The following is a 21,327-nucleotide window of genomic DNA, read 5'->3' as shown; positions in this document are numbered from 1 at the left end:
TCTGGCAGAGGCGTCCGGCCACACCTGAACGACTATTCCGAAGACCAGCAACAGCACATCCTTCAGAGGTTCCGTGATGCGCAGCCCTATTTCGGCAACGCCCTCAAAAAAACGCAATCTATACGACGGGTCGGACACGCGCACGCATCACCATTCCGAGCACCGCCATCCCGATGGATAGCGACAATGCCCACAAGGCATCCCCGGTCATACGAAAATATCCGGGCTTATCGAAAATGGCGGCAACGCTGTATCCGAAGATGACATAGACGCCGCACACCAACAGAAAAACGGCCATCATGACGGCCACGATATCCCGTACCCTACGCCAAACTTTCGGCGACAGCCCAGGAAGAGCGGACTCGACGCATAAAAGAATTCCTACACCCCAAACAACTGGAAGAAGCTGAAAGAGGCTTACGGCCAGAGACTTGCCAAGAAGAAGAATATTGACGGGGAACTCATACATGTTCGCGATCCCTCCGCGCCACTCGCCAATGAACCAATAACGCAATGAGAGACATGATGAGCGATGGACTCATGTAAGTCATCAGCCCGAGCATCGCATAGCCGTATCCATTGTCATATCGGATAGCAACCCAATAAAGCAGGAAAAGCAATGACAGCGCGTACACCCAAATCGCTGCCATTCCTCCCGAAATACAACGCCTGGAAGCCAGCGTTCCCAGTTTGCCAAAGCGCTGTGGCCAAAGATGGATGATCACCGCCAACACGCATGCAAGCGGCAATACGTAACAGGAGGATCGGACGATCAGAACTCCGAATTCAGCGAGCGCTATCAAGATTTCCCGCAAACCAGACCTCCATCCAGCCGCCCGCTCTTCTGTTCTATTTTCGAAGAATCGTCATGAGTTCTGCCTGGATCGACGATGAATCCACAGCACAACTCCTGCCAATGCCAGCGCGATCGACACCCACATCGTGGACAAGGTGCGTAGAGTAAGGTTCGTAAACCCGTGATCGTCGAAATAAACAGCCACCGCCGAACCGTATATTGCGTAGACAACTACGTACACCAGAAACAGCGCCATCAGCGCCACGATCACATTCCGCAAAAGACGCCAGGTCGTCGAACGCAACAATGGCAAGTCGGACTCGATACACAATAGCAAGCCGATGACCCATACCACGGGCAGCAACGATATCGTTTCCGTGGCGAAGGTCTCTCCCGCCTTTAGCAACGTAAGCGGAACGTCAATCATCCTCTTCGCCTCTCGCGCGAGTCTTGTATCGGACGATCAATCCGATCAGAGACAAGACCAGCGACGGCGCCATATAGGCAAGAAAAGCGATCAGGACGAAACCATGCTCCCGGGAGTAGCTCCGCGAAACATAGAAGAGCAGAAAAGTTCCCACGATTGCCAACAGCCATACGGCCGCCATGACTATCGCGAGGCCCGTACGCGAGGCCGACGATCCCAACGCGCCGAAGCGACGCGGCCAGACATGAACCGCAATCCCCACGACGCAGACTAGCGGGAGCACGTACACCAGGGCGTACGCGGTCTGAAACGCCATATCGGCAGCCCAGATCAAGAATTCACGCACGACTTGTCTCCTAGGGCGTCAACTGGCGGCATCCATTGCCGCACTGCGAACAAGAACCTCATCATGCGGCCTGTTCTTCTCTCTTGTTTTCAAGAATATCTTCCTTAGGCTTATTCGTCTGCTCCGCAATGACGCTATCCAGGACGCGTCCCGGCGGCTTCGGCGTATCGCCTTCGCCAGCTCCCCACGCCAAGGGCATTTCAACGAAAAACCCCTTAACTTTGGAACGCAAATAGGCAATTGCCTGTTCGATCTTATGCTCTGAATTCGCCATGTACGTCGGCTGCAAATCAGGCAACTTGGTGAAATCGTATTTCCCAGAGGGCGGACCGTCGACCAGAATATAGCCATCACGCAGCTTGCCGTCCGGCCCGACATTGCCGATTGGAACGCCGTTCACCTCGTACTTCTTGACCTGTGTATAGATCGGAGGGAAGGCTTTCCGTCCATCCAGGAGCTTGCGGAAACTGTTGCGAGGCGTATGCCGGAAAACAGCGCTGTATGCCTCGCGGTTATCGTGCGCGAGCTTCTGCAAAGCCTGGATGCTGGAGGGATCCAAAGGTCTCTCCAGGCTGATTCCTTGCGGTACCCCGGCGGCTTTCTGGACGCCCGTCGAGCCGCTCTCGACCATCATGCCAAAGTGCTTGCGCCAGAGCTTCATGCGCAGGTCTCGGGCGAATTTCCGCGTCACGACTCTCACGCCAGCGCCAACGTCGGTCATCGCAGCCCCGTCGTCGTCCACTACCACGGCGGCCAGTTCGGTATCGCCGTTCCCGTTCAGGCTGCGATCGTTGATATTCGCGCTGCCGATGATGGCGACCGCATCGTCGACGATGGTCAGCTTGCTGTGTACGTAGACCATCTCCGTAACAACACCCAGACGTGTCGAACCGTAATTTCGCAGATTCAACACCGTCAGGTACTTGCGCCATTCGTCCGCCATGCCCCAATTGGCAAGCGCAACAGCTATGTCCGCGTTCGTCTGGGCTGGCTGAGCCACCTTCCTGGTCTTGCTGTGCTTGGCGTACAGCGTGGCGTTGATTCGATGCACCAGGCTGTTGCGCGCGCGCTTGACGCCCTGTAGCGCCCACCACGTCTGGGAGAGGGTCGCCGGCTCTTCCAACAGGCCTTCCGGATGTTCGGGCAGTACCAGCCACACATGGAAGGGCCGGTCCGCATAGATGGCTGCCCCTATCGCATTGGCCAGTTCCGGAATGATGGGATTCGTCCCCGGCGAAGTTTTCTTGCCGAGCTGATCCACCCCGCAATCGGAAATGAAGAACTGATTCTCGATGTAGATGTAGGCCTGCGCCGACCGGATGCTGTTGACCATCGCATCCCGGATGCTGGTCTGATGGTTGGCCGCCCACTTCGCCCGGGCGGCCTGAACTATCTTGCGGCGCTTCGGGTTGGGAGTCTTCCAGTCGTCGTTGACGTACTTGTAATTGTCGCCCCAGAGTTTCAGTTCATCCTGCAACTGTTGCGACGAGGCCGAACGGCATATCTGCACCGTGGCATTGCCGCTGCCGCGCGTCTGCGGATCAAGCAAATGCTGAGACCCTTTCGCCCGGTCGAACCAACTCGCATCCATGCTGGGATCGAACACATTGGTACCCGCGCGCGCGAAGCTGTTCCAACGCAACACGAAGTTCAGAAAAACGTCGAAGGCCGCTGGTCCCTCGACTTTCATGGCCACGTCTTCCCATGGCTCCCGCGGCTGCCGCAAGGGATCGAGCAGAGTTCCGCCCAACGGAGGCTCAAATCCCGGCAGTCCCCCTGAGGCCCGGGTGAGGTCCAGTTCTGACTGGGTCGGCTTCCTGGCTGCCACAAGCTGCGCGTTGTACGCGTCGTTCAGCACGTGGATCTTCGGGTCGATGACGACATCGAAGGACGGCGTTTCCCAGCGGCCGTAGGCCAGATCGATTCCGCCCAGAAATGCTTTTTTTCCGTCCACCAGGACGAACTTCTGGTGATGGGAAAAAAAAGTGTTTGTTGCAGGAACCCGCCCCGTATTGGCATATTGCAGCATGACACGGATAGAACCCTTGCCCTTGGGCAAGCCATGCAACATGTCCTGTGTCGTGTCATCGTGCGTATCTAGAGCCATACTGATCGAATCGTAAAGCAGGATACGAACGTGCACGCCGCGCTCGATCGCGGCCGCCAGCAACGAAGACAAACGCCCCGGGTGGCCCTCCTCGCCGCGCCGCTCCAGTTCCACGTCGTAGTCCATCTGCCAGTCAGCGATCATGATGAAGCTTTGCGCCCCGCGGATCGCGGCCGCCACGGCCGCCATGTAGTCCCGGCCGGTGATGTAGGACTCGCAGCGGTTGCCGTAGCGCGGCATGGCGAAGGGCTGGTTCAGGTCGAAGTACTGGCCCGATACCGTCGTCATCGTGTCCGGGACGATCTGCGCGGTGTACTGGTCTATGTCGAGTTTATCCATGGCCTTTTTCTTGAACGCAAGCCGGCGGGCGGCTGCCTTATGCCTTCGTCTTGGGTTTGAGCGTCTCCATGCCCTGCGCCGACCCGTCGGCCAAGGCATGCTCGGACAGCCAGTCGGCGTGCGCCGTGTCCAGTTCCGAACCCTTGCGCGCAAAATTCAGGGCATCGAGGATCCGCTCCGACGTCGCCTGCTCCGAGCTTGTCGTCCAGCGCGCCGGCGTCATGGCTTGCGCGGTCAGGCCGCTGATCAGCCACACACGGCCAGGATTCGCCATCACTTCGCTGTGGACCGCGTACTGCTGCGCTTCCGACAGGTCGAGTTCGCCGCTGGCGGGCGTCTTCCCTTCGCCCAAGACCTCGGACCACTCCGAGGAATCGAACACCTGGGGATTGATGCGCCCACCCTGCTGAACCACGTTCAGTTCCGCAGGCACCTTCACGATGCGCCAAGTCTCGCCTTCCGGCGCGATGCCGTGCGCCCCCGGCATGTCCTGCAGGCGCAGCGCCAGCTTCATCGGTGCGGGCGCGCTCTGCACGAACACGGGCAGGGCATAGGACATCTGGTCCGGGCCCGCAAACTGCTTGTTCCCCGTCTTCACATCGATCCGCCCCGGCGCGGTCACCGTGATGTTGCCGCCTTCCAGCACGATGCTGGCGCCGGCCGCGGTGGCGATGCGGATGCGCTTGGGCGCGGCGTATTCGACAGAGGTCTGCGCGCTGCCGATGGTGATGTCCTTCTGCGCCTGCACGCGCAGGATGTCGTGCTGGGCCTGGACATGCACGTCGCCGGTGGCGGAGATCAGGTCCAGGCCGGAATCCGCGCCGCCCTGCTGCAGGCCGGCGACGATGCCCAGGCCCTGCCCGGTATGCACGCGCAGCGCGCCCATCACGGCCAGGTTCTGGTCCTTGCCGGCAGACCAGTGCACGGTCTCGCCGGCGGCGTATTGCATGTGTTCGCCGGCGACCTGCGCCAGGCCGGCGCGCGCGGCCATCAGCACGACCGGATCGGTGAGGTGCGGCACCTTGCCGTCGGCCGCCTGCGTGTGCTTGGCCGAGGCGTCGCCGCGCGCGCCATCCAGGCTGTCGCCCGCAACGGTGCCGGACACGGCACGATGCATGGCCGCGAGCGGCGCCTTGCCATCATCCAGCACACTGGCTTCGGGCCCCCTGGAGCCGAGCGCACTCGCCAGCCGCAGGCCCTGGTGCGCGCCGACCACGCCGTCCAGCGAACGCGCCATCTGGTCGGCCTGGCTGGCCAGCGCCTGCAAGCCCGCGGCTTCGCCTGCGGGGCCGGCGGTGGCGCCGGTCCCGGCGTAGGTGCTGAGCAGCACGCCCGCGCCGCCGCGCACGGCGCCGTAAGCGTCCGTGCGCAACTCGGCGCCCAGGCCGCGCAGGCCGCCACGGTAGTTGCCAGCCTGATGGATCAGGTGGCCCAGGTTCAGTTCACTGGCTTCCTGGCTGCTCTTGATCTGCAAACGCAGTTGTCCGTCGCTGTCGTCGAACACGATCTGGTTGTAGCCCGAGCCGCCGAACTCCTTGCTCTTGAAGCCGCTGAGCGCGGCGGCGTTGCGGTGGTTTTCGTCGCCGCCGGCCGCGCCATGCCAGGCGGGCGCGTTGCCTCCCGCCAGGTTCGCCTGGGCGCTGGGCGCGGTATCGCGCGCGGCGGCGTAGACCTGGGTGTCGGCCTGGCCGCCGTCGCGGCCGCCCGGCGTGGCGGGCGTGCCGCCCTCGCCGCGGCCGTTGTACAGCGCGCCCACGACGACGGGCTGATCCACGTCGTCGTCCAGGAAGCGCACCAGCACCTCCTGGCCGATGCGGGGCACGAAGCTCATGCCCATGCCTGCGCCCGATTGGCGCTGCGCCACGCGGGCCCAGCGGCTCTTGGCCAGCTCCTCCGCGCCGTCGGCCTGCCAATGGAAACGGATGCGCACGTCGCCGCGCTTGTTGCGCAGGATCTCGTCCTGCTCCCGCGGCTGCGCCGCGCCGTCCGCGTCCGTGACGATGGCTGTGTGCACACCATGGACCGAAGGCGCGCCGCTCAGGCGTGCGCCGCGCGCCTGCGGCAGGGCCGGCCGCCAGGGACGGTCGCAACGCACCGCCTGGAAGCGGTTGGCGTAGCCGACCTCGCGTGCTTTCGCCAGCACTTCAGCGTCGGGCCGCGCCGGATCGGCGCCCGCGCGCGCTGCGCCTGGCGCGTCGGGCGCCTCGGCATCCAGCGCCAGATGCGCGTCCAACCCGCCCAGACGCTGTGCCAGCGAGGCGCGGGTCTCGGGCGGCAGGTTGTTGATGCCGACGTGCTCGACCCGGTCCAGCGCGAAGGCGGGTTCGAAGCCCTCTTCAGCGGCGGGACCCAGCGGAGACATGTTCTGCAAGGTGAAGCGCGTGCCGGAACGGAAGGTGCGCACGCCGCCCAGGCCGACAAAGGTCTCTGCTGCGGCCTGCACGGCTTCCATCGCCAAATTCGCCTGGCGCCGCGCTTCGGCCTCATCGGCAAAGCTGCCGTGGCCGGCTACCTCGTACCATTCCAGGCCGGCGTCCTCGCCGCCATCGGCGGGACGCGCCAAGGCCTCGGCCGCCACCGCGCGCTTGCCGCCGCCGTGCCAGCCCAGGACAGTGACGCGGTCCGGGCCGCGCCGCCACTGGCGCGCCAGGGCCTGCACGGTGTCGCGCGATTCGGTCGCGGCGGCGCGATGAAAGCGCACGCCGCCGCCCGCGGACTCGGCGTCCTCGGCCAAGCCACGGCTGTCGGCGAAGATCAGCGCCACATGCCGCGCGGGGACTTCGGGATCCTCGACCACCGTCCAGCCCAGTCCCGCTTCGGCCAGCAGGCGGCTGATGAAGGCGTAATCGGTTTCGCGGTACTGCGTGGTGTAGGGGCGCGGCGCCAGCCCTGCGAGCGCTTCGGACGCGTCCGGCGCCACGCGATGCACATAGCCTTCGTACGCGCCCAGCACGTGGCCGATGATGTCCAGTATCGGGCGCGCTTCGAACATGCGGCTGTTGCGCTGCTGCGTGGCCAGCCACAGCCAGGGCGCGACCGTCAGGCGGTAACGCGCCAGGCCCGCGTCGCCCGACAGCAGTTCGGCTTCGCGGATCAGGCCGCTACGGCCCGTCCGGCTGCCGTCGGCGCGCGTGGTCCACAAGGTCACGGGGCGTCCGATCATGTCGCGCAAGTCCAGGCCGGCGTTGTCGGCCAGCGCGACTACGCGCGTCTGGGCGATGCCCGACAGGGCCTCGCGCGCGATCCAGCCCTCGACCTGCAGCGAGGCGAGCGCGCCCTCGCCTTCCAGGCTGTAGAGGCGGGCGTCGGAACTGAACAGGCCGGGCGTTGCAGTCGGATCCATTGCAGGAAAAAACCTTCTCTGAAGACTCAGGGTTCGACCTGGGCTTGCGGATTGGGACATTCGGGCGCAGTGCCCCAATAGCCCGAACACACGCGCAAGCGGCATTGCTCGCTTTCCAGGAAACCCAGCTTGCGGCATTGCTCCAGGCGCGCCGCCAGGGGCGAGCCCGGCAGTTCGCGGACGAAGACGCCGTCGTTCTTGTAAACCTTGGTGCCGGGCGGCGATGCGGGCGGCAGGCCGTAGGACATCAGTGCCGCCAGCAGCGCGGCGTCGGAATCGTTGCGCGGCGTCTTGGCGCGCTGCGGCGCGGCCTGGGACGGCGCCTTGGGCGAAGTTTGCGGCGTGTTCGTGCGCGCGCCGCCATTGGCGGCATGCTCCGCGCGTTGCACCGTTGGCCCAGCCGCCTTGGGTGCGGCGGCCTGCGCCTGCACCGCGGCGCGAGGCGGCGGCGCGGCGGTGACGGCCAGCGCCGACAGGGGATTCTCGGGCATGCGCTCCTCATCGGCAGTGGGACGTCCCAACTGCGCCAGGGGATGGTCTTCGATGACGGCCGCGGATGAAGGCTGCATGCCGGGATCGGCGGCGGCCACTCGGGCAGTCGGCGTGGGCGCAACGGCGGCGGGCGGCACCGATTGCGCGGCCGGCGGGGTGGATTCAGCGAGCACAGGCAGCGGCGGCGTATCGAACACGCTGTACAACACCGCGCCCGCGGCGCCTGTCAGCAACAACAGCAGCAAGGCCAGCGGCAAGCGGGAACGGCGCTTGGGCGCCAGGTGCTTGACCTCCGCATCCGGCGCGCGGCCCTCGAGCGCGGCGAGGATGCGCGAGGCCGCGCGTTCATCCGGTGACGGTGAGCGTCCTGCGAGCAAGCTGGGAACAGAGGTCGGTGATCGCGATCTTTTTTCGTCTTCTGCCATGCGAAGTCCCGTGTCTGCAGGGATGGTCTGCACCCCTGTAACCAAGGGGTTCGAGAATACCTGATGACTTCTTCCGCATCACCGTTTCTTGTTACGAGTTCTAAGTCACGGACGCGTTTTGCAACGTCCAAGCGCTTGCCTGAATCTCAAATAGAACAAAAGATTACGCCTTCGTAACTGAGGGACCTCCTTGCTGCTCCTGCTGCCTCTCTACTTTCTACTCGCCATCGGCGTCTCCGCGTTGTTCGTCTTCCCCTCTCTGCGGGAGGCCGTAGCACGGGGAGCGCGCGCGCTCGCGCAGGGGATACGCCAGGGTGTGACGCGCGGCGCGGGTCACGCCGGCGGGGCCGTGGGCGGCTCGGCTCAGGCGCTGCGCACGGGCGTTGGAAAGGCTGGCGGCGCGTTTTCGGCCTACCGCTGGCACATCGCCGCGGGCCTGCTGGTCGTGCTGCTTCCGTCACTTTTCGCTTTCGTCATGCGACACAATCACACATTTGTTTACGACGATCGGACCGCTGGTCCGGACCCTCGCATACAGGCGTTGTTGACCGGCGAAAGACTGGTCCCGCCGCCCCCTCTGCCGCCTGAAGTCTTCACTACGCGCGAAGTGGAATTGGTGCGTCCCAACCTGGGCGGCGCCAGCCGCGACTGGAACCTGCTGGACGCCGATTACCGCCAGCGCCTGCTGGCCGCGTACCGCGTGATGCGCGAAGAGCACGGCTACGAGATGGTGCTGATCGAAGGCTATCGCAGCCCGGACCGCCAGGCGGAACTCGCGAAGATGGGCTCGCACGTGACCAATGCCGGCGCCTATCAGAGCTATCACCAGTTCGGCTTGGCCGCGGACAGCGCCTTCCTGCGCGACGGCAAGGTGGTCGTATCCGAAAAGGACCCCTGGGCCATGCGCGGCTACGAACTTTTCGGCGAAACCGCCGAACGCGTCGGCCTGACCTGGGGCGGCCGCTGGAAGATGATGGACTTCGGCCACACCGAGCTACGCCGACCCGGCGTCATGCGGCGCAACGGCGGAGCCGCGCAATGATCAACTCCGCAAACGTCAAATCGCATCGATGACCCGCATACTCAAAACCGGGCTGCTGCTGGCCCTAATCTTCGGCGTGGTCTGGCTCGCCGTCATCATCTGGTGGCAGGAATCGCGCACACTGCCCACGGGCGTGGACATCGGCCTCTATCTGTTCGCGCTGCCGCTGGCGCTGATTGGCGCGGCCTGGGGCGGCGCACGCATCATGCGTGCGCGCCGCGAGGCGCGAGCCGCGCCGGCGCAACCCGCGCAGGACGGCGCCGCGCAGGCTGCCGAGCCCGTACCCGAGGCCGCGCGCCTGCGCGTGCTGGCCAGCGCGGCCAGTGCTGCGACGGGCAGCGAGCCCGCCGCGATCCACGCGGCGCTGGCTGCGCAGCAGCGTCCGGACCTGGATCCCTCTTTCAAGAACACGCAGGGCTTTCCGGTCTTCAGCGCGCGCGCGCCGCAACTCGATACCGATGCGCTGCGCGCGGCTGCGCGCGAAGCCGGCGCCCCGGCCGTCGCGCTCGAAGAAGAGCGCCTGCGCGCAACCGCCCTGCTGGCGGAGGTAGTGGAGACGCTGTCGCAGGAGGCGCGCGGCATCGTGCTGAATCAGGGCGAGCCGCAACGCGACGAAGCCTGGCCGCTGCTGCAGCTGGAATTGCTGCTGCCGGCCGAATGGCCCGACGCCGTGCGCGACCATGCCGCGGACCAGGCGCGCGCGGCCGCGGCCTGGCCGGCCAGCCGCATCGTCCAGCGCCTGCACGCCGCGCCAGACGCACTCGCCTGCGACGGCCTGCTGCGCCAGCTAGCGCAGGAACCGCTGACCACGCGCAGCGCCGCGCTGCGCCTGGTCGCTGTCGCCGACTCCTACATCGATGCCACGCGCGTTGAGCGCTGGGACGCCGCCGGCCGGCTCATGTCCAACACCAATCCGCAGGGCCAAGTCCCCGGCGAAGCCGCGGCCGGCCTGTTGCTGGACTTGGCCGCCCAGGCGCCCGGCGGCGAGCCCGCGCCTAGCGACTTCGCGCTATCCCTGATCCTGTCGGCGCAGGCACAGCGCGCGGTCGCCGCCGACGCGCGCGGCGCGCTGCATGAACCCCGCCTGACCGAATTGGCCACGCAGTTCCTCGCGGAGCATGGTCAGCCCGCCGACGGCGTGGCATCGCTGATCAGCGATGCCGACCACCGCGGCAGCCGCCCGCTGGAGACCGCTGGCCTGGCCTCCGCGCTGTTTCCGGCGCTGGATCCGAACCAGGACTGCCTGGCAGTCGGCTCCGGCTGCGGCCACACCGGCGCGGCCGCGCATCTGCTGACCGTAGCCATCGCGGGCGCCGCCTGCGCCCAGGCCGGCGCGCCCGTGCTCGCCCTCATGACCCAGGACCCGGCGCTGCGGACGCTGGTGCTGGTGTCGCCCTCCGAACCCCTCCCCGCCTGACCCACAAGAACATAGCTCAAACCATGCGCAGCCCCTCCGATCTTCTATCCGGCACCTCCCGCGCCATCAGCGAAGGCCGCCATTGGTCTTCGCGCGCGCTGGCCAATCCGCGCACCTTCATGGCGCTGGGACTGCTGGCCCTGGTGGTATTCCTGTTCCTGTTCGCCGACACGGTAGAGATCGGCCTGGCCTGGGCCGGCATCGCCCTGGGCGTATGCGTGCTGCTGTGGCTGTGCGCCTATCTGTGGCGCCGGCGGCGCACCCGCAAGGCCAACAAGAACCTGGGCGACATGCTGGAACAGCAGGTGCAGACCGGCGCGGCCGCCAACCGCAACGACGTGGAAGCGCTGCGCACGCGGCTGACGCAGGCGGTGCGCACCATCAAGACCTCGAAGATCGGCCAGACCTCTGGCAACGAAGCCCTGTACGAACTGCCCTGGTACATCGTCATCGGCAACCCAGCCGCGGGCAAGAGCAGCGCCGTGATCAATTCCGGCCTACAGTTTCCCTTCGCGGACAAGAACGGCGCGGCGGTGCGCGGCGTGGGCGGCACGCGCAACTGCGACTGGTTCTTCACCACCGAAGGCATTCTGCTGGACACCGCCGGCCGCTACTCGGTGCACGAAGAAGACCGCAACGAATGGATGGGCTTCCTCGACCTGCTCAAGCGGCACCGTCCCAAGGCCCCCATCAACGGCATCATCGTGGCCGCCAGCATCGACGAGCTGACGGGCGCGGGACCCGAGTTCGCGATCAACCTGGCCAAGAACCTGCGCCAGCGCGTGCAGGAACTGACCGACCGCCTGGAAGTGTTCGCGCCGGTCTACATCATCTTCACCAAGGCCGACCTGATCTCGGGCTTCAGCGAGTTCTTCTCCGACAGCGACCAAAGCGAGCGCGACCGCGTGTGGGGCGCGACCCTGCCCTATGGCGCCGAGGAAAACCGCGACGTGCTGGCGCTGTTCGACAGCCGTTTCGACGAGCTGTACGAGGGCCTGAAGGAAATGGGCACGGCGCAGATCTCGCTGCGCAACAGCCGCGACCTGCCGCCGGGCCTGCTGACGTTTCCGCTGGAATTCGCCGGCATCAAGCCGGCGCTGCGGACCTTCCTGTCGACGCTGTTCGAGACCAATCCATTCCAATACAAGCCGGTGTTCCGCGGCTTCTACTTCACCAGCGCGCTGCAGGAAGGTGTCACGCAAAGCACTTCCACCGAGCGGCTGGCCGAACGCTTCGAGCTGCGTCCCGCGCAGCGCGCACAGACGCGCAGCGTGACCTCCAACAACGGCTTCTTCCTGCGCGACCTGTTCTCCAGCGTGATCTTCGCCGACAAGAAGCTGGTGCGCCAGCACGCCAGTCCCGCCAAGACGCGCATGCGCTACCTGGCCTTCTTCGGCCTGGTGCTGGCGCTGGGGCTGGTGCTGGGCGGTTGGAGCTGGTCCTACCTGGGCAACCGGCAACTGGCGCAGAACGTGCAGGCCGATCTCGACAAGGTGGTGCGCCTGCAAAGCGAGCGCACCGACCTGCAAAGCCGGCTGGAAGCGATGGAGATCCTGCAGGATCGCATCGAGCAGCTGGACCGCTATTCCTCCAGCCGGCCTTGGTCGCTGGGGCTGGGCCTGTATCAGGGCGACGTGCTGAAGGAGCGCCTGCTGGCCGAGTACTACAACGGCGCGCGCCAGTTCATGCTGGCGCCGGTGAAGACCAGCCTGGAGGACTTCCTGGCCAAGGTCGACACGTCCGCCACCGCGGCCAGCGGCGGCGCGCCCCAGCCTGCGCCGCAGCAGGCCCGCGCCGCCCACGCGGCGGGCGGCGACACCCTGTTCCAGGACGCCTCGCCCACCAACGCCGACGACGCCTACAACGCGCTCAAGACCTACCTGATGATGGCGAATCATCAGCATGTGGACCCCACGCACCTGTCCGACCAGATCACGCGCTTCTGGCGCGGCTGGCTGGAGACCAACCGCGGCGCCATGCCGCGCGACCAGCTGATCCGCAGCGCCGAGCGCCTGATTTCGTTCTATGTCGGCCGGGCGCAGGACGAAGGCTGGCCGCAGATCGACACCAATCTGGCATTGGTCGAGAAGACCCGCGGCAGCCTGCGCGCCGTGATGCAGGGCATGCCGGCGCGCGAACGCGCCTATGCCACCCTTAAGGCACGCGCCGCCACCCGCTTCCAGGCCATGACGGTGGCGCGCATCGTCGGCGAGAACGACGCGGGCGTGGTCGCCGGCAGCTATGCCATCCCCGGCACGTTCACCCGCGAAGCCTGGGAGCAGTACATCCAGCCCGCCATCGGCGAAGCCGCCAAGAAGGAAGTGCAGACCAGCGACTGGGTGCTGGGCGTGAACGCCCGCGACGACCTGACGCTGGAAGGCAGCCCCGAGCAGATCCAGAAAAGCCTGGCGACGATGTACAAGACCGAGTACGCCGAGGAGTGGCAGAAATTCCTGCGCGGCGTGACGATCAAGCCCTTCACCAGCTTCGAGCAATCAGTGGGCGCGATGAACCGCCTGGGCGATCCTCAGACCTCGCCCATCGCCAAACTCATCAACACCACCTATGAACAGACCTCCTGGGACAACCCCTCGCTGATCAACGCCGGGCTGCAGCAGGCGCAGAGCGGCGTCGTGGGCTGGTTCAAGCGCGTCATCCTGCGCCAGACGCCGCCGTCCGCCGCGCCCGCCACCGCCGCCAATGGCGAGGCGATTCCGATGGGTCCGGTGGGACGCGAGTTCTCCGACGTGGCGCGCCTGGTGGTCACGCGCGACAACCAGTCGCTGCTGGGCAACTACATGGGCGCGCTGTCGAAGATCCGCACCCGCTTCAACTTGCTGAACAACCAGGGCGACCCCGGCCCCGGCGCGCTGACGCTGATGCGCCAGACGCTGGAAGGCAAGGACTCGGAACTGGCCGACGCGCTGAAGCTGGTGGACGAGCAGATGCTGGCCGGCATGTCGGCAACGCAGCGCGAAACGCTGCGTCCGCTGCTGGTGCGTCCGCTGATCCAGGCTTATGCCGTGACCATGCAGCCGGCGGAATCCGAGCTGAACAAGGTCTGGAACGCCCAGATCTATCGCCCGTTCAACCAGACGCTGGCCGAGAAGTATCCCTTCGCCAGCCGCGCCAGCGTCGAGGCCAGCAGCGATGAAATCGGCCAGGTGTTCGGTCCGCAGGGCAGCATCGCCAAGTACGTCAACGACACGCTGGGCCCGCTGACCGTGCGCCGCGGCGACATCCTCACGGCGCGCACCTGGGGCGACATGGGCGTGAGCCTGCAGCCCACCTTCACCGCCAACTTCGCGCAGTGGGTGGCCCCGCTCTCCGGCGGCGCGGCCGGCAGCGGCGCAGCCAGCCAGCCGCAGACGCTGTTCCAGATCCAGCCCAAGCCCGCCGCCGGCGTGACCGAATACACCATCGAGATCGACGGACAGCAGCTGCGCTACCGCAACACCCCGCCGCAATGGGTCAATTTCGTGTGGCCCAACGCCCAGGGCGCCCCCGGCGCGCGCATCACCGCCACCACCTTCGATGGCAGCGTGGTCGAGATCGTCAACGAGCCCGGCCGCTTCGGCCTGGAGCGTCTGATCGCCACCGCCCAGCGCACCGCCAACGCCGACGGCAGCTTCAACATGAGCTGGGGTAAATCCAACGTGACGGTGCCGGTGAAGCTGCGCATCATCAGCAACGCCCAGGCGCCCGGCGCCGGCGGCAGCGAGCCCGGCGGCAGCCAGGGCCTGCGCAACCTGCGCCTGCCCTCGTCCGTGGTCGGCGCCTCTCCCGAATCCTCCGCCCAGACGCAACCCGGAGCGCCGCAATGAGCAACCCGCAGTCCCCCTTGTTCCGCACGGCCTACTTCGGCAAGATTCCCAGCCGCGGCGATTTCGTGAAGAACACCTCGCATCCGCAGCTGATGGCCACGCTGGACGCCTGGGTCGCCAGCACCATGGAGATGCTGGCGCAGGAACCGCACTGGAAGGCGCTGTACGACGAGGCCGAGCCCATGCCGTTCGCCATTCTGGGATCGCGCGGCAAGCTGGCCATCGCGGGCCACCTGCAACCCAGCCAGGACCTGTCGGGCCGCCGCTATCCCTTCCTGTCCGCCACCTCGGTGGAAGTGCAGAAGCCGCTGGCCTTTATCGCCCGCAGCCCCATCGCCTTTAGCCGCATGTGGAACCGCATGAGCGGCACCGCCGCACTGCTGATGCAGGACGGCGATCCCGCCTCCGCGCTACAGACGCTCAACGAATTGGAAGGCGAGATCCGCACGGCGGCCGACGACGGCTTCGACGCTTTCGTCGACCTGCAGACCGTGGAACGGCTGGAAGCGATGCTGCGCGGCAACGGCCACGCCGCGCGCGTGCATGACATCATCCTGGCGCTGGGCATCCTGCTGGGGCCGGTGATGTCCAGCGGCTCCTCGCAGCTGGACAAGGGCTTGTCGCTGCCGCTGCCGGACGATCCGCTCTATATCAATCTGGTGGCCGCCTACTGGATGACGCTGATCTCGCCCTTCCTGTCGCGCGCCGACTTCGAGATCACCATCTTCATCGGCCGCATCGCCGGCAAGCACCGGCTGGCCGTGGATTTCCGCGGCGCCTCGCCGCAGACGCTGGCCAGCCTGCTGTCCACGCCGCAGGCCTATGCCGAACAGCACATCGTGCTGGAGGACGCGCCCTGGGTCCGCAACCACGTGTCGGCCAGCCATGGCCTGGCCAAGCTGTCCAGCTACCTGGACCAGCCGCGCCTGTCCTTGCGCCTGGCGCTGGACACCTTTCTCGAAGTATTTACCGGAGCCTGACCATGCGCCTCTCATTTTTGCTCATGGCGGCGCTGTATGCCTGCACGGCCGCGGCCCAGGACGCGGCCACGGTGGTGCCCGCCAACGTCATTCCCCAGCCCGGCCAGGTCGTGGCCAGCGGCGCCGTGCCGGACGAAGCCACCAAGGCCGACGTGCTGGCGCGGCTGCAGCAGGTGTACGGCGTGGGCAACGTCATCGACCAGATCGACGTGGGCGGCGTGGTCGCGCCGCCCAACTGGTCCGAGCATGTCGGCAAGCTCATCGGCCAGCCGCTCAAGCAGATCAACCGCGGCCAGCTGGAAATCGACGGCACCCAGATCCGCCTGCGCGGCGAGGTGCAGAACGAAGCCTCGCGCCAGCAGATCGCCAGCGCCTTCGCGACCTCGCTCAACCCCACCTACAAGATCGTCAACGGCTTGCGCGTGTCGGCCAGCAAGGACGAACAGGGGCTGCTGGACCAGGTCCTGACCAACCGCGTGGTGGAATTCGAGACCGGCAGCGCCACGCTCACCACGCGCGGCCGCGAACTGCTGGACAAGGTGGCGGACGTGGTGCCCAAGCTGCACAGCGACAAGGTGCAGATCATCGGCCATACCGACAGCTCCGGCAGCCGCAGCACCAACCTGGCGTTGAGCCAGGCGCGCGCCGATGCGGTCAAGACCTATCTGGTGGACAAGGGGCTGCCGCCCGCGCGCTTCGAGACGCTGGGAGCCGGACCTGACCAGCCGCTCGCCACCAATGCCACCGCGGAAGGCCGCGCCAAGAACCGCCGCATCGAGTTCCGCGCCAGCCGCTAGCAGCCTGGCGCCAGGCCGGCCCGCAGGGGCCGGCTCATGCAAGCAATGACTACGCTCAGCCGTTGTGGTCCGGCGGCTTGGGCACGCCCAGCAGCTCTTCCAGTCCGGACAGCGCGTCGCCGTTCTTGAGGACCGTGCGCAGCCACAGGTGCAGTGACATCTCGCCCCAGCTGGCGGCCTTGTCGGCCAGATAGGCCACGGGGCTGTGAGGTTCGGTGCGGCGGAAGAACTCCGCCACTTCGCGCAGCTGCGCCAGCGCCTGGTCGCGCGTTTGCAGCGGGCCGCGCGCAGGCGCGGACGCGGGCGCGGCGGGTACGGGATCGGCTGTGGACAAGGTCGGCTCCATCCGGGCGGTTGCGGGCGCGGCGGGGGCAGCGGCCGGCGCCGCGGTATCCGCGCGCACCAGCAGCCCAGCGTCGCGGGCGAAGCGGCGGGTCAGTTCGGTCACGTCGCGCAGCGCGTCGCGCACCGGCGAGAAGGCCGGGCCCTCGTCGCCCAGGCGCTCCGCCAGGGTCTGCTCCAGCGTGTCCACCGCCGCGAAGCAGCTTTGCAGATTGCCTTCCAGTTCGGAGTAAAAGACCGGCGGCGTGTCGCGGCGCGCGGCATCGAACTGATCCAGCGTGAGCTTGCCCCGGGTGATCTCGACCGCATTCTGCGGCGCGCGCTTGACCGCGTTGGCCAGTTGCGAGGCGCTGTCCCACAAGGCCGCGCCATAGCGTCCGCCTTCGGACTGCGTCAGCGGCAGTTCGCGGATCAGCTGTTGCGAGCGCGCCAGCAGCCAGGCCAGATTGCCCACGCGCTGCTGCACGTCGCCCTCGTCCGGCACGGGATGCAGGCCGTCCCAGTAGTGGCGGCACAGGCCGTCCACCAGCAGATAGCCGTCGCGCAGGCCGGCAAAGCCGCGCGTCTTGGCCCAGGCTTCGGCCAGCCAGGCGGCCACGCGCACGTCCTTGCTCTGTTCGCGCAGCACCGTGGTGCAGATGCGGATGACTTCCGGCCAGTCGGCCTCTTTGATGGCTATGACCCAGTCGCCCTGGTCCAGATTCGGATCATCGTGGCGGCGGGCTTCGCGTATGGCGTCGAACTCGGCGGAAAACACCAGGTCGGCGCCGCAAGGCGCATCGCCCGCAATGGGCTGCAGCAGTGTGTCGATATCGCTCATATTGGTCTTGTCGGATGGCAGGATCGCGGCCGCCGGCCCCTGGGGCGGGCTACGCGAAGAGGACCGATCCTCCCATATCTGTAACGGCGTTGCGTTTGAAGATGACACGTCCTATTACAAAACGCATCACGGACCGTGGATATCATGCGGGTTCCCCAGGACAAGGAACCGCGATGAACAAGTCATTCCACATGATGCCCGACGGCCGCTTCATCAACGGCAAGCCGCGCCGCTGCCCGGACGGCAGCTACGTCGGCGACGGCGGCCCCATCACCCGCGCGCCGGACGGCACTTACGTCGCCGGCAAACCGCAGCGTGCGCCCGACGGCCGCTACCTGGGCGGCGACGGTCCGGTCCGCATGGCGCCCGACGGCACGTTCGTCATCGGCACGCCGCGGCAGGCTCCGGACGGCACCTATCTGTAAGCACACATAACCAAACCAACAGGGCAACAGGCAGCCATGGCGCAGCTATCGGTAATACGCAAGGGCGATCGCACCTCGCATGGCGGCGTGGTCGTCACGGGCGACGAAACAGTCATGATCTTCGGCCAGCCCATGGCCCGGCTGGGCGACCGCGTCACCTGCCCCAAATGCGGCGGCAGCCACACCATCGTCGAGGGCGCGGCCGCCGTCAGTTCCGACCGGCGCACCGCGCTGGAAGGCATGAAGACCTCCTGCGGCGCGACGCTGATCGCCAGCCAGCAGTTCTACCGTCTGGAGCAGGGTTAAGCCGCAGGCCGCGCGAACGCGCGCCGCAGTCCCAGACGCAGCGCCAGCACCGTGAACGCGATGGGCAACACCATGTGCAGCTGCGCCACGAACAATTCCATGGTGGCCTCGCCCGGCGCCCAGGTATTGCCGAACACCTGCGGCGCCGGCGGCGCCAGATATAGCGCGACCAGCGCGGCGGCCAGCGTCGCCGCGCCCCGCCATGCGGCCGAGGCGCGCACCCGCGCCATGCGCTCGGCCAGCGCCAGCGCCAGCACGCCGGCCAAGCCCGCCAAGGCGGAATCGACGTAGAACTCGAACGGCCCGTACAGAAAGGGCGCTTCCGGAATCATCCAACCGTAGGCGTCGGTCTTCAGCACCGACGTCAGGCAAGCGCCAAAGAGCGCCGCGGCGGCGGACAGCAGCAGGAAATCACAGACACGCAGTAGCAGTTTCGGCATGATGGGGCAGGAATGCGCCGCGTGTAGCGGCGGGCGCGGACGCAAGCATGCCACAGGAGTGCGCCCGCCACATCCGGCCAACCAACTCGCTTGCGCGGCATCCGCCGTTCTCTGAGAGAATGGCCGCCTGTCTCACAGACCCCATCGATCAGACCACCAGCAGCACCCATGACGCTTCCGCCCTCCAGGCTGTACCCCTTGCTGTTGTCAGGCGCGCTCGCGTTGGCGCAGACCGTCTTTCCCGCACAAGCCGCTGGCAGCGCGTCCCCCAGGAAATCCGCGACCCACAGCACGCCCTCTGCACCGCCCGAGGGCATGCCCCAGTACGGCAAGGGCGGCCATGGGCGCTATCTGATCCTGAGGCTGGACAACAGCCGCGGCAACGCGATCGCCCCCAATACGCCCTACCGTCTGTTCCTGACCGAAAAAGGCCAGTCCATCGAGGGCACACCCAGCCAGGACGGCATCGTGCATGGCGTCACCGACGCGCTGGGCCGCAGCGCCTGGATCTGGACCCGCGATGCACATCCTGCGAAGGACTACACGCTGATCCGGCGCATCGGCGACGGCGCCTGGGGCACCGTCTTCCAGCTGCAAACCAGCGGGGAAAAAGACCCGCTTGGAGGCTGGCCCTACCTCACCACCATGCAAGTGCGATGGGGTGAACAGTGGGCGGACCTGGGCTACAGCACCGCCCAGGGCAATACGGCGTACTTCAGCCACGACCGTCCAGCCGCCACCTTGTCGATATCGGTCGACGCCAGCGTGGCGGAGAACCGGCAGTGCTTTGACGCATTGGACGCCATCAACCGCAGGTTCAGCCAGAACGATGCCACGGGCGCGCTGCAATTGGTGGACGCCACGGAATGCGGCGCGCAGCCGCGGCAACAGCTGGACATGGCCAATCTACTGCTGATGGCCGGCCGGGCCGATCTGGCGCGGCAGTGGCTGGACCGCGCCCGCGCCGAGTCCTTGTCTGTCTCGTCCACGCCTGTGGATCACGACGAGCTTCAAGAACGCTACAAACTTGAGCGTTTGCTGGGCCTGCCCCAGTTGGCATTGGAGGACGCCCTGGAACTGCAGCGCCGGCAAGCGCAGAAGCCCCAGGCGGATGAGCCCGACTGGGCCAACAGCATCGCCTACTACCTGGCGGATTTTCCCGAGCATCTGGCCGAAGCCGAAACCCAGGCGCGCAAATCGATCGAGACCCTCGGACCCGGGCCGTACAACCAGGGAACCCTGGGCTGGATCCTGACCCTGCGGGGTGACGTCGATGGCGGGCTGGCGCTCATGAAGCGGTCCTACCGCGAGATTCCGCGCAATGAGGAAATCGTGGCCGACTACGGCCTGGCGCTGTGGCGCCACGGCCAGCCCGAACTGGCCGCGCGGCTCTGGGACCAGGCCCAGGCGCAATGCGTCTGGGGCCAGCGCATGCACGACGCGCTGCGCGAGGCCGGCCAGCCGCACCCCTACTTCCAGGCGGCGAATTCCAGCGCGGTAGCGGTCTACCAGCAGCGCTGCTCTGCGCCGCAGACCAAGCGCAAGACCCGGCACGGCGAGCAGCGCAGCGCTGCCGCCGAAGCGTAAAATAAGCCCGGTAGACAAGCCGCGCACCGCACGCTCGCAATAGCGGGCTCGCGCAGGAGACCATCATGAAATCCGCCCTGATCCGCCTGCTTACCCTCACGGCCACGGCCCTGGTCCTGGCCGGCTGCGCGCCGGGCAATGGCGGCCCGCCCTATCCGGGCGCCGTCAATCCCTACAGCGAAGGCGGATTCCACGACGCCGGCCCCAACTATCCCGACACCGGCCGCTGAAAACCGCCCGCTTCAGGCTTCGCGCAACGCCCCCGACTTCAGCAGGGGCGCCAGGATGCCAGCGGTATAGACCCGCGCCAGATTCACCAGGAAATCGGTGAAATCCGCCTTCGCGGCGTGGTCGGCCTGATCCGAGATCACGCGCAACACCGCGAAGGGCACGCCGAATTCGTAGCAGACCTGCGCCATCGCCCCGCCCTCCATTTCCAGGCAGAGCGCATCGGGCAGGCGCTGGCGCAGTTGGTGCGCATAGTCATTGCTGTTGACGAAAACGTCGCCGGTGGCGATGAGTCCATGGTGCACCCGCGGCGGCTGCGCGGCCTGTCCCGCAGGCAAACCCGCTTGGCCGCGCGCGAACTGTCCTGCGCTTTCCAGCAGCCGCGCGCTCAGGGCCGCGTCCGCGTCGAAGCGTACGCGGCCCAGCAAGGGAATCTCGTGCTGTCCGAACAGAGGACGCGCATCCATGTCGTGCTGCATCAGCGCGCTGGCCACGACCACATCGCCCACCGCCACGTCCTGGTGCAGGCCACCCGCCAGTCCCGTGAAGATCACCCGCGTGGCATGGAACTCCTGAATCACGATCGACGCAGTCGCGGCCGCGGCCACCTTGCCGATCCGGCTCAACGCAATCACGCAAGGCGTGCCCCACAAGGTGCCGACGTGGAAGTCGCGCATGGCGACATGGTGAATCGTGGCGCCCGGATCCATCGCCGCGAGCAGATCGGCGATTTCTTCGTGCAGGGCGCCAAGTATGGCTAAACGTCCCATGTACCTCTTCTCTGATCATGCGCGGCCCGCGGCCGCCCAGTGCGCAACATACCCCAAGCATGAAGCCACCGCCA

Annotated in this window: 18 protein-coding genes; 9 read left to right on the top strand and 9 right to left on the bottom strand. The window is 66.6% G+C overall.

Translation table 11 applies throughout. The features are described from left to right. Window positions 1–118: 118 nt before the first annotated feature. The 6 genes from AC3WOB_RS03750 to AC3WOB_RS03725 form a co-directional block, all read right to left on the bottom strand. Complete coding sequence (locus AC3WOB_RS03750; RefSeq protein WP_492274235.1) at window positions 119–469, bottom strand: hypothetical protein; 351 nt, start codon at window positions 467–469, stop codon at window positions 119–121. 397 nt (window positions 470–866) lie between these two features. Beyond that, the gene (locus tag AC3WOB_RS03745; RefSeq protein WP_492274234.1) at window positions 867–1,223 is read right to left on the bottom strand and encodes a hypothetical protein; all 357 of its coding nucleotides are present in this window, start codon (window positions 1,221–1,223) and stop codon (window positions 867–869) included. Further along, window positions 1,216–1,569, bottom strand: a complete 354-nt coding sequence (locus AC3WOB_RS03740; RefSeq protein ID WP_492274233.1) for a hypothetical protein — start codon at window positions 1,567–1,569, stop codon at window positions 1,216–1,218. The genes AC3WOB_RS03745 and AC3WOB_RS03740 overlap by 8 nt, the downstream gene beginning before the upstream one ends. A 61-nt stretch (window positions 1,570–1,630) precedes the next feature. Beyond that, window positions 1,631–4,015 carry a phospholipase D-like domain-containing protein gene (locus AC3WOB_RS03735; protein ID WP_013396304.1) on the bottom strand — a complete coding sequence of 795 codons (2,385 nt, stop codon included), beginning with the start codon at window positions 4,013–4,015 and terminating at the stop codon, window positions 1,631–1,633. A gap of 37 nt (window positions 4,016–4,052) precedes the next feature. After that, window positions 4,053–7,358: a type VI secretion system Vgr family protein gene (locus AC3WOB_RS03730; protein WP_492274232.1), complete on the bottom strand. Its 3,306-nt coding sequence runs from the start codon at window positions 7,356–7,358 to the stop codon at window positions 4,053–4,055. A 26-nt stretch (window positions 7,359–7,384) separates the two neighbouring features. After that, on the bottom strand, window positions 7,385–8,227 hold the full coding sequence (locus AC3WOB_RS03725; RefSeq protein WP_492274231.1) for a hypothetical protein: 843 nt from the start codon (window positions 8,225–8,227) through the stop codon (window positions 7,385–7,387). Between the two features lie 238 nt (window positions 8,228–8,465). On the opposite strand from AC3WOB_RS03725, the gene AC3WOB_RS03720 reads away from it, so the two are divergent. From AC3WOB_RS03720 to AC3WOB_RS03700, 5 genes are all read left to right on the top strand, one after another. Further along, window positions 8,466–9,317: a M15 family metallopeptidase gene (locus AC3WOB_RS03720; RefSeq protein WP_492274230.1), complete on the top strand. Its 852-nt coding sequence runs from the start codon at window positions 8,466–8,468 to the stop codon at window positions 9,315–9,317. A gap of 28 nt (window positions 9,318–9,345) precedes the next feature. After that, window positions 9,346–10,734 carry a hypothetical protein gene (locus AC3WOB_RS03715; RefSeq protein WP_492274229.1) on the top strand — a complete coding sequence of 463 codons (1,389 nt, stop codon included), beginning with the start codon at window positions 9,346–9,348 and terminating at the stop codon, window positions 10,732–10,734. Window positions 10,735–10,853: 119 nt separating this feature from the next. Next, window positions 10,854–14,558: a type VI secretion system membrane subunit TssM gene (gene tssM, locus AC3WOB_RS03710; RefSeq protein WP_041656560.1), complete on the top strand. Its 3,705-nt coding sequence runs from the start codon at window positions 10,854–10,856 to the stop codon at window positions 14,556–14,558. Further along, window positions 14,555–15,538 (top strand): type VI secretion system-associated protein TagF, encoded by a 984-nt coding sequence (gene tagF, locus AC3WOB_RS03705; RefSeq protein WP_492274228.1) that lies wholly within the window; start codon window positions 14,555–14,557, stop codon window positions 15,536–15,538. Before tssM ends, tagF begins: the two co-directional genes overlap by 4 nt. A 2-nt stretch (window positions 15,539–15,540) precedes the next feature. Next, window positions 15,541–16,335, top strand: coding sequence for an OmpA family protein (locus tag AC3WOB_RS03700; RefSeq protein WP_492274227.1), 795 nt, complete (start codon window positions 15,541–15,543; stop codon window positions 16,333–16,335). Window positions 16,336–16,390: 55 nt separating this feature from the next. On the opposite strand, the gene tssA is transcribed toward AC3WOB_RS03700, so the two are convergent. Beyond that, window positions 16,391–17,497: a type VI secretion system protein TssA gene (tssA, locus tag AC3WOB_RS03695; protein ID WP_492274226.1), complete on the bottom strand. Its 1,107-nt coding sequence runs from the start codon at window positions 17,495–17,497 to the stop codon at window positions 16,391–16,393. Between the two features lie 173 nt (window positions 17,498–17,670). Between tssA and AC3WOB_RS03690 the strand changes: the two genes are divergently transcribed. Continuing rightward, window positions 17,671–17,922 (top strand): hypothetical protein, encoded by a 252-nt coding sequence (locus tag AC3WOB_RS03690; RefSeq protein ID WP_013396313.1) that lies wholly within the window; start codon window positions 17,671–17,673, stop codon window positions 17,920–17,922. A 36-nt stretch (window positions 17,923–17,958) separates the two neighbouring features. Further along, a complete protein-coding gene (locus tag AC3WOB_RS03685) occupies window positions 17,959–18,228 on the top strand; it encodes a PAAR domain-containing protein (protein WP_013396314.1) in 270 nt (89 codons plus the stop codon). On the opposite strand, the gene AC3WOB_RS03680 is transcribed toward AC3WOB_RS03685, so the two are convergent. After that, entirely contained in the window at window positions 18,225–18,668 is a 444-nt protein-coding gene (locus AC3WOB_RS03680) for a hypothetical protein (protein ID WP_492274225.1), read from the bottom strand. The two genes, AC3WOB_RS03685 and AC3WOB_RS03680, sit on opposite strands and share 4 nt — an antisense overlap. A gap of 168 nt (window positions 18,669–18,836) precedes the next feature. Between AC3WOB_RS03680 and AC3WOB_RS03675 the strand changes: the two genes are divergently transcribed. Then, entirely contained in the window at window positions 18,837–20,255 is a 1,419-nt protein-coding gene (locus AC3WOB_RS03675; RefSeq protein ID WP_492274224.1) for a tetratricopeptide repeat protein, read from the top strand. Between the two features lie 65 nt (window positions 20,256–20,320). After that, complete coding sequence (locus AC3WOB_RS03670; RefSeq protein WP_207469650.1) at window positions 20,321–20,485, top strand: hypothetical protein; 165 nt, start codon at window positions 20,321–20,323, stop codon at window positions 20,483–20,485. A gap of 12 nt (window positions 20,486–20,497) precedes the next feature. Here the strand turns inward: AC3WOB_RS03670 and AC3WOB_RS03665 are convergent, their stop codons facing one another. Beyond that, window positions 20,498–21,253 (bottom strand): 5'-methylthioadenosine/adenosylhomocysteine nucleosidase, encoded by a 756-nt coding sequence (locus AC3WOB_RS03665; protein WP_492274223.1) that lies wholly within the window; start codon window positions 21,251–21,253, stop codon window positions 20,498–20,500. Window positions 21,254–21,327: the final 74 nt, after the last annotated feature.

The organism is Achromobacter sp. FW305-C-30-7 (assembly GCF_058783105.1).
The sequence above is the reverse complement of the archived record's forward strand: the minus strand, read 5'-3'. Positions and strand labels throughout refer to the sequence as shown.

What these genes read in the sequence shown, in the direction of transcription:
- AC3WOB_RS03750 (WP_492274235.1), bottom strand. Translation starts at nt 469, where the DNA reads ATGTATGAGTTCCCCGTCAATATTCTTCTTCTTGGCAAGTCTCTGGCC.
- AC3WOB_RS03745 (WP_492274234.1), bottom strand. Translation starts at nt 1,223, where the DNA reads ATGATTGACGTTCCGCTTACGTTGCTAAAGGCGGGAGAGACCTTCGCC.
- AC3WOB_RS03735 (WP_013396304.1), bottom strand. Translation starts at nt 4,015, where the DNA reads ATGGATAAACTCGACATAGACCAGTACACCGCGCAGATCGTCCCGGAC.
- AC3WOB_RS03730 (WP_492274232.1), bottom strand. Translation starts at nt 7,358, where the DNA reads ATGGATCCGACTGCAACGCCCGGCCTGTTCAGTTCCGACGCCCGCCTC.
- AC3WOB_RS03715 (WP_492274229.1), top strand. Translation starts at nt 9,346, where the DNA reads ATGACCCGCATACTCAAAACCGGGCTGCTGCTGGCCCTAATCTTCGGC.
- tssM (WP_041656560.1), top strand. Translation starts at nt 10,854, where the DNA reads ATGGCGCTGGGACTGCTGGCCCTGGTGGTATTCCTGTTCCTGTTCGCC.
- tagF (WP_492274228.1), top strand. Translation starts at nt 14,555, where the DNA reads ATGAGCAACCCGCAGTCCCCCTTGTTCCGCACGGCCTACTTCGGCAAG.
- AC3WOB_RS03700 (WP_492274227.1), top strand. Translation starts at nt 15,541, where the DNA reads ATGCGCCTCTCATTTTTGCTCATGGCGGCGCTGTATGCCTGCACGGCC.
- tssA (WP_492274226.1), bottom strand. Translation starts at nt 17,497, where the DNA reads ATGAGCGATATCGACACACTGCTGCAGCCCATTGCGGGCGATGCGCCT.
- AC3WOB_RS03690 (WP_013396313.1), top strand. Translation starts at nt 17,671, where the DNA reads ATGAACAAGTCATTCCACATGATGCCCGACGGCCGCTTCATCAACGGC.
- AC3WOB_RS03685 (WP_013396314.1), top strand. Translation starts at nt 17,959, where the DNA reads ATGGCGCAGCTATCGGTAATACGCAAGGGCGATCGCACCTCGCATGGC.
- AC3WOB_RS03680 (WP_492274225.1), bottom strand. Translation starts at nt 18,668, where the DNA reads ATGCCGAAACTGCTACTGCGTGTCTGTGATTTCCTGCTGCTGTCCGCC.
- AC3WOB_RS03675 (WP_492274224.1), top strand. Translation starts at nt 18,837, where the DNA reads ATGACGCTTCCGCCCTCCAGGCTGTACCCCTTGCTGTTGTCAGGCGCG.
- AC3WOB_RS03670 (WP_207469650.1), top strand. Translation starts at nt 20,321, where the DNA reads ATGAAATCCGCCCTGATCCGCCTGCTTACCCTCACGGCCACGGCCCTG.
- AC3WOB_RS03665 (WP_492274223.1), bottom strand. Translation starts at nt 21,253, where the DNA reads ATGGGACGTTTAGCCATACTTGGCGCCCTGCACGAAGAAATCGCCGAT.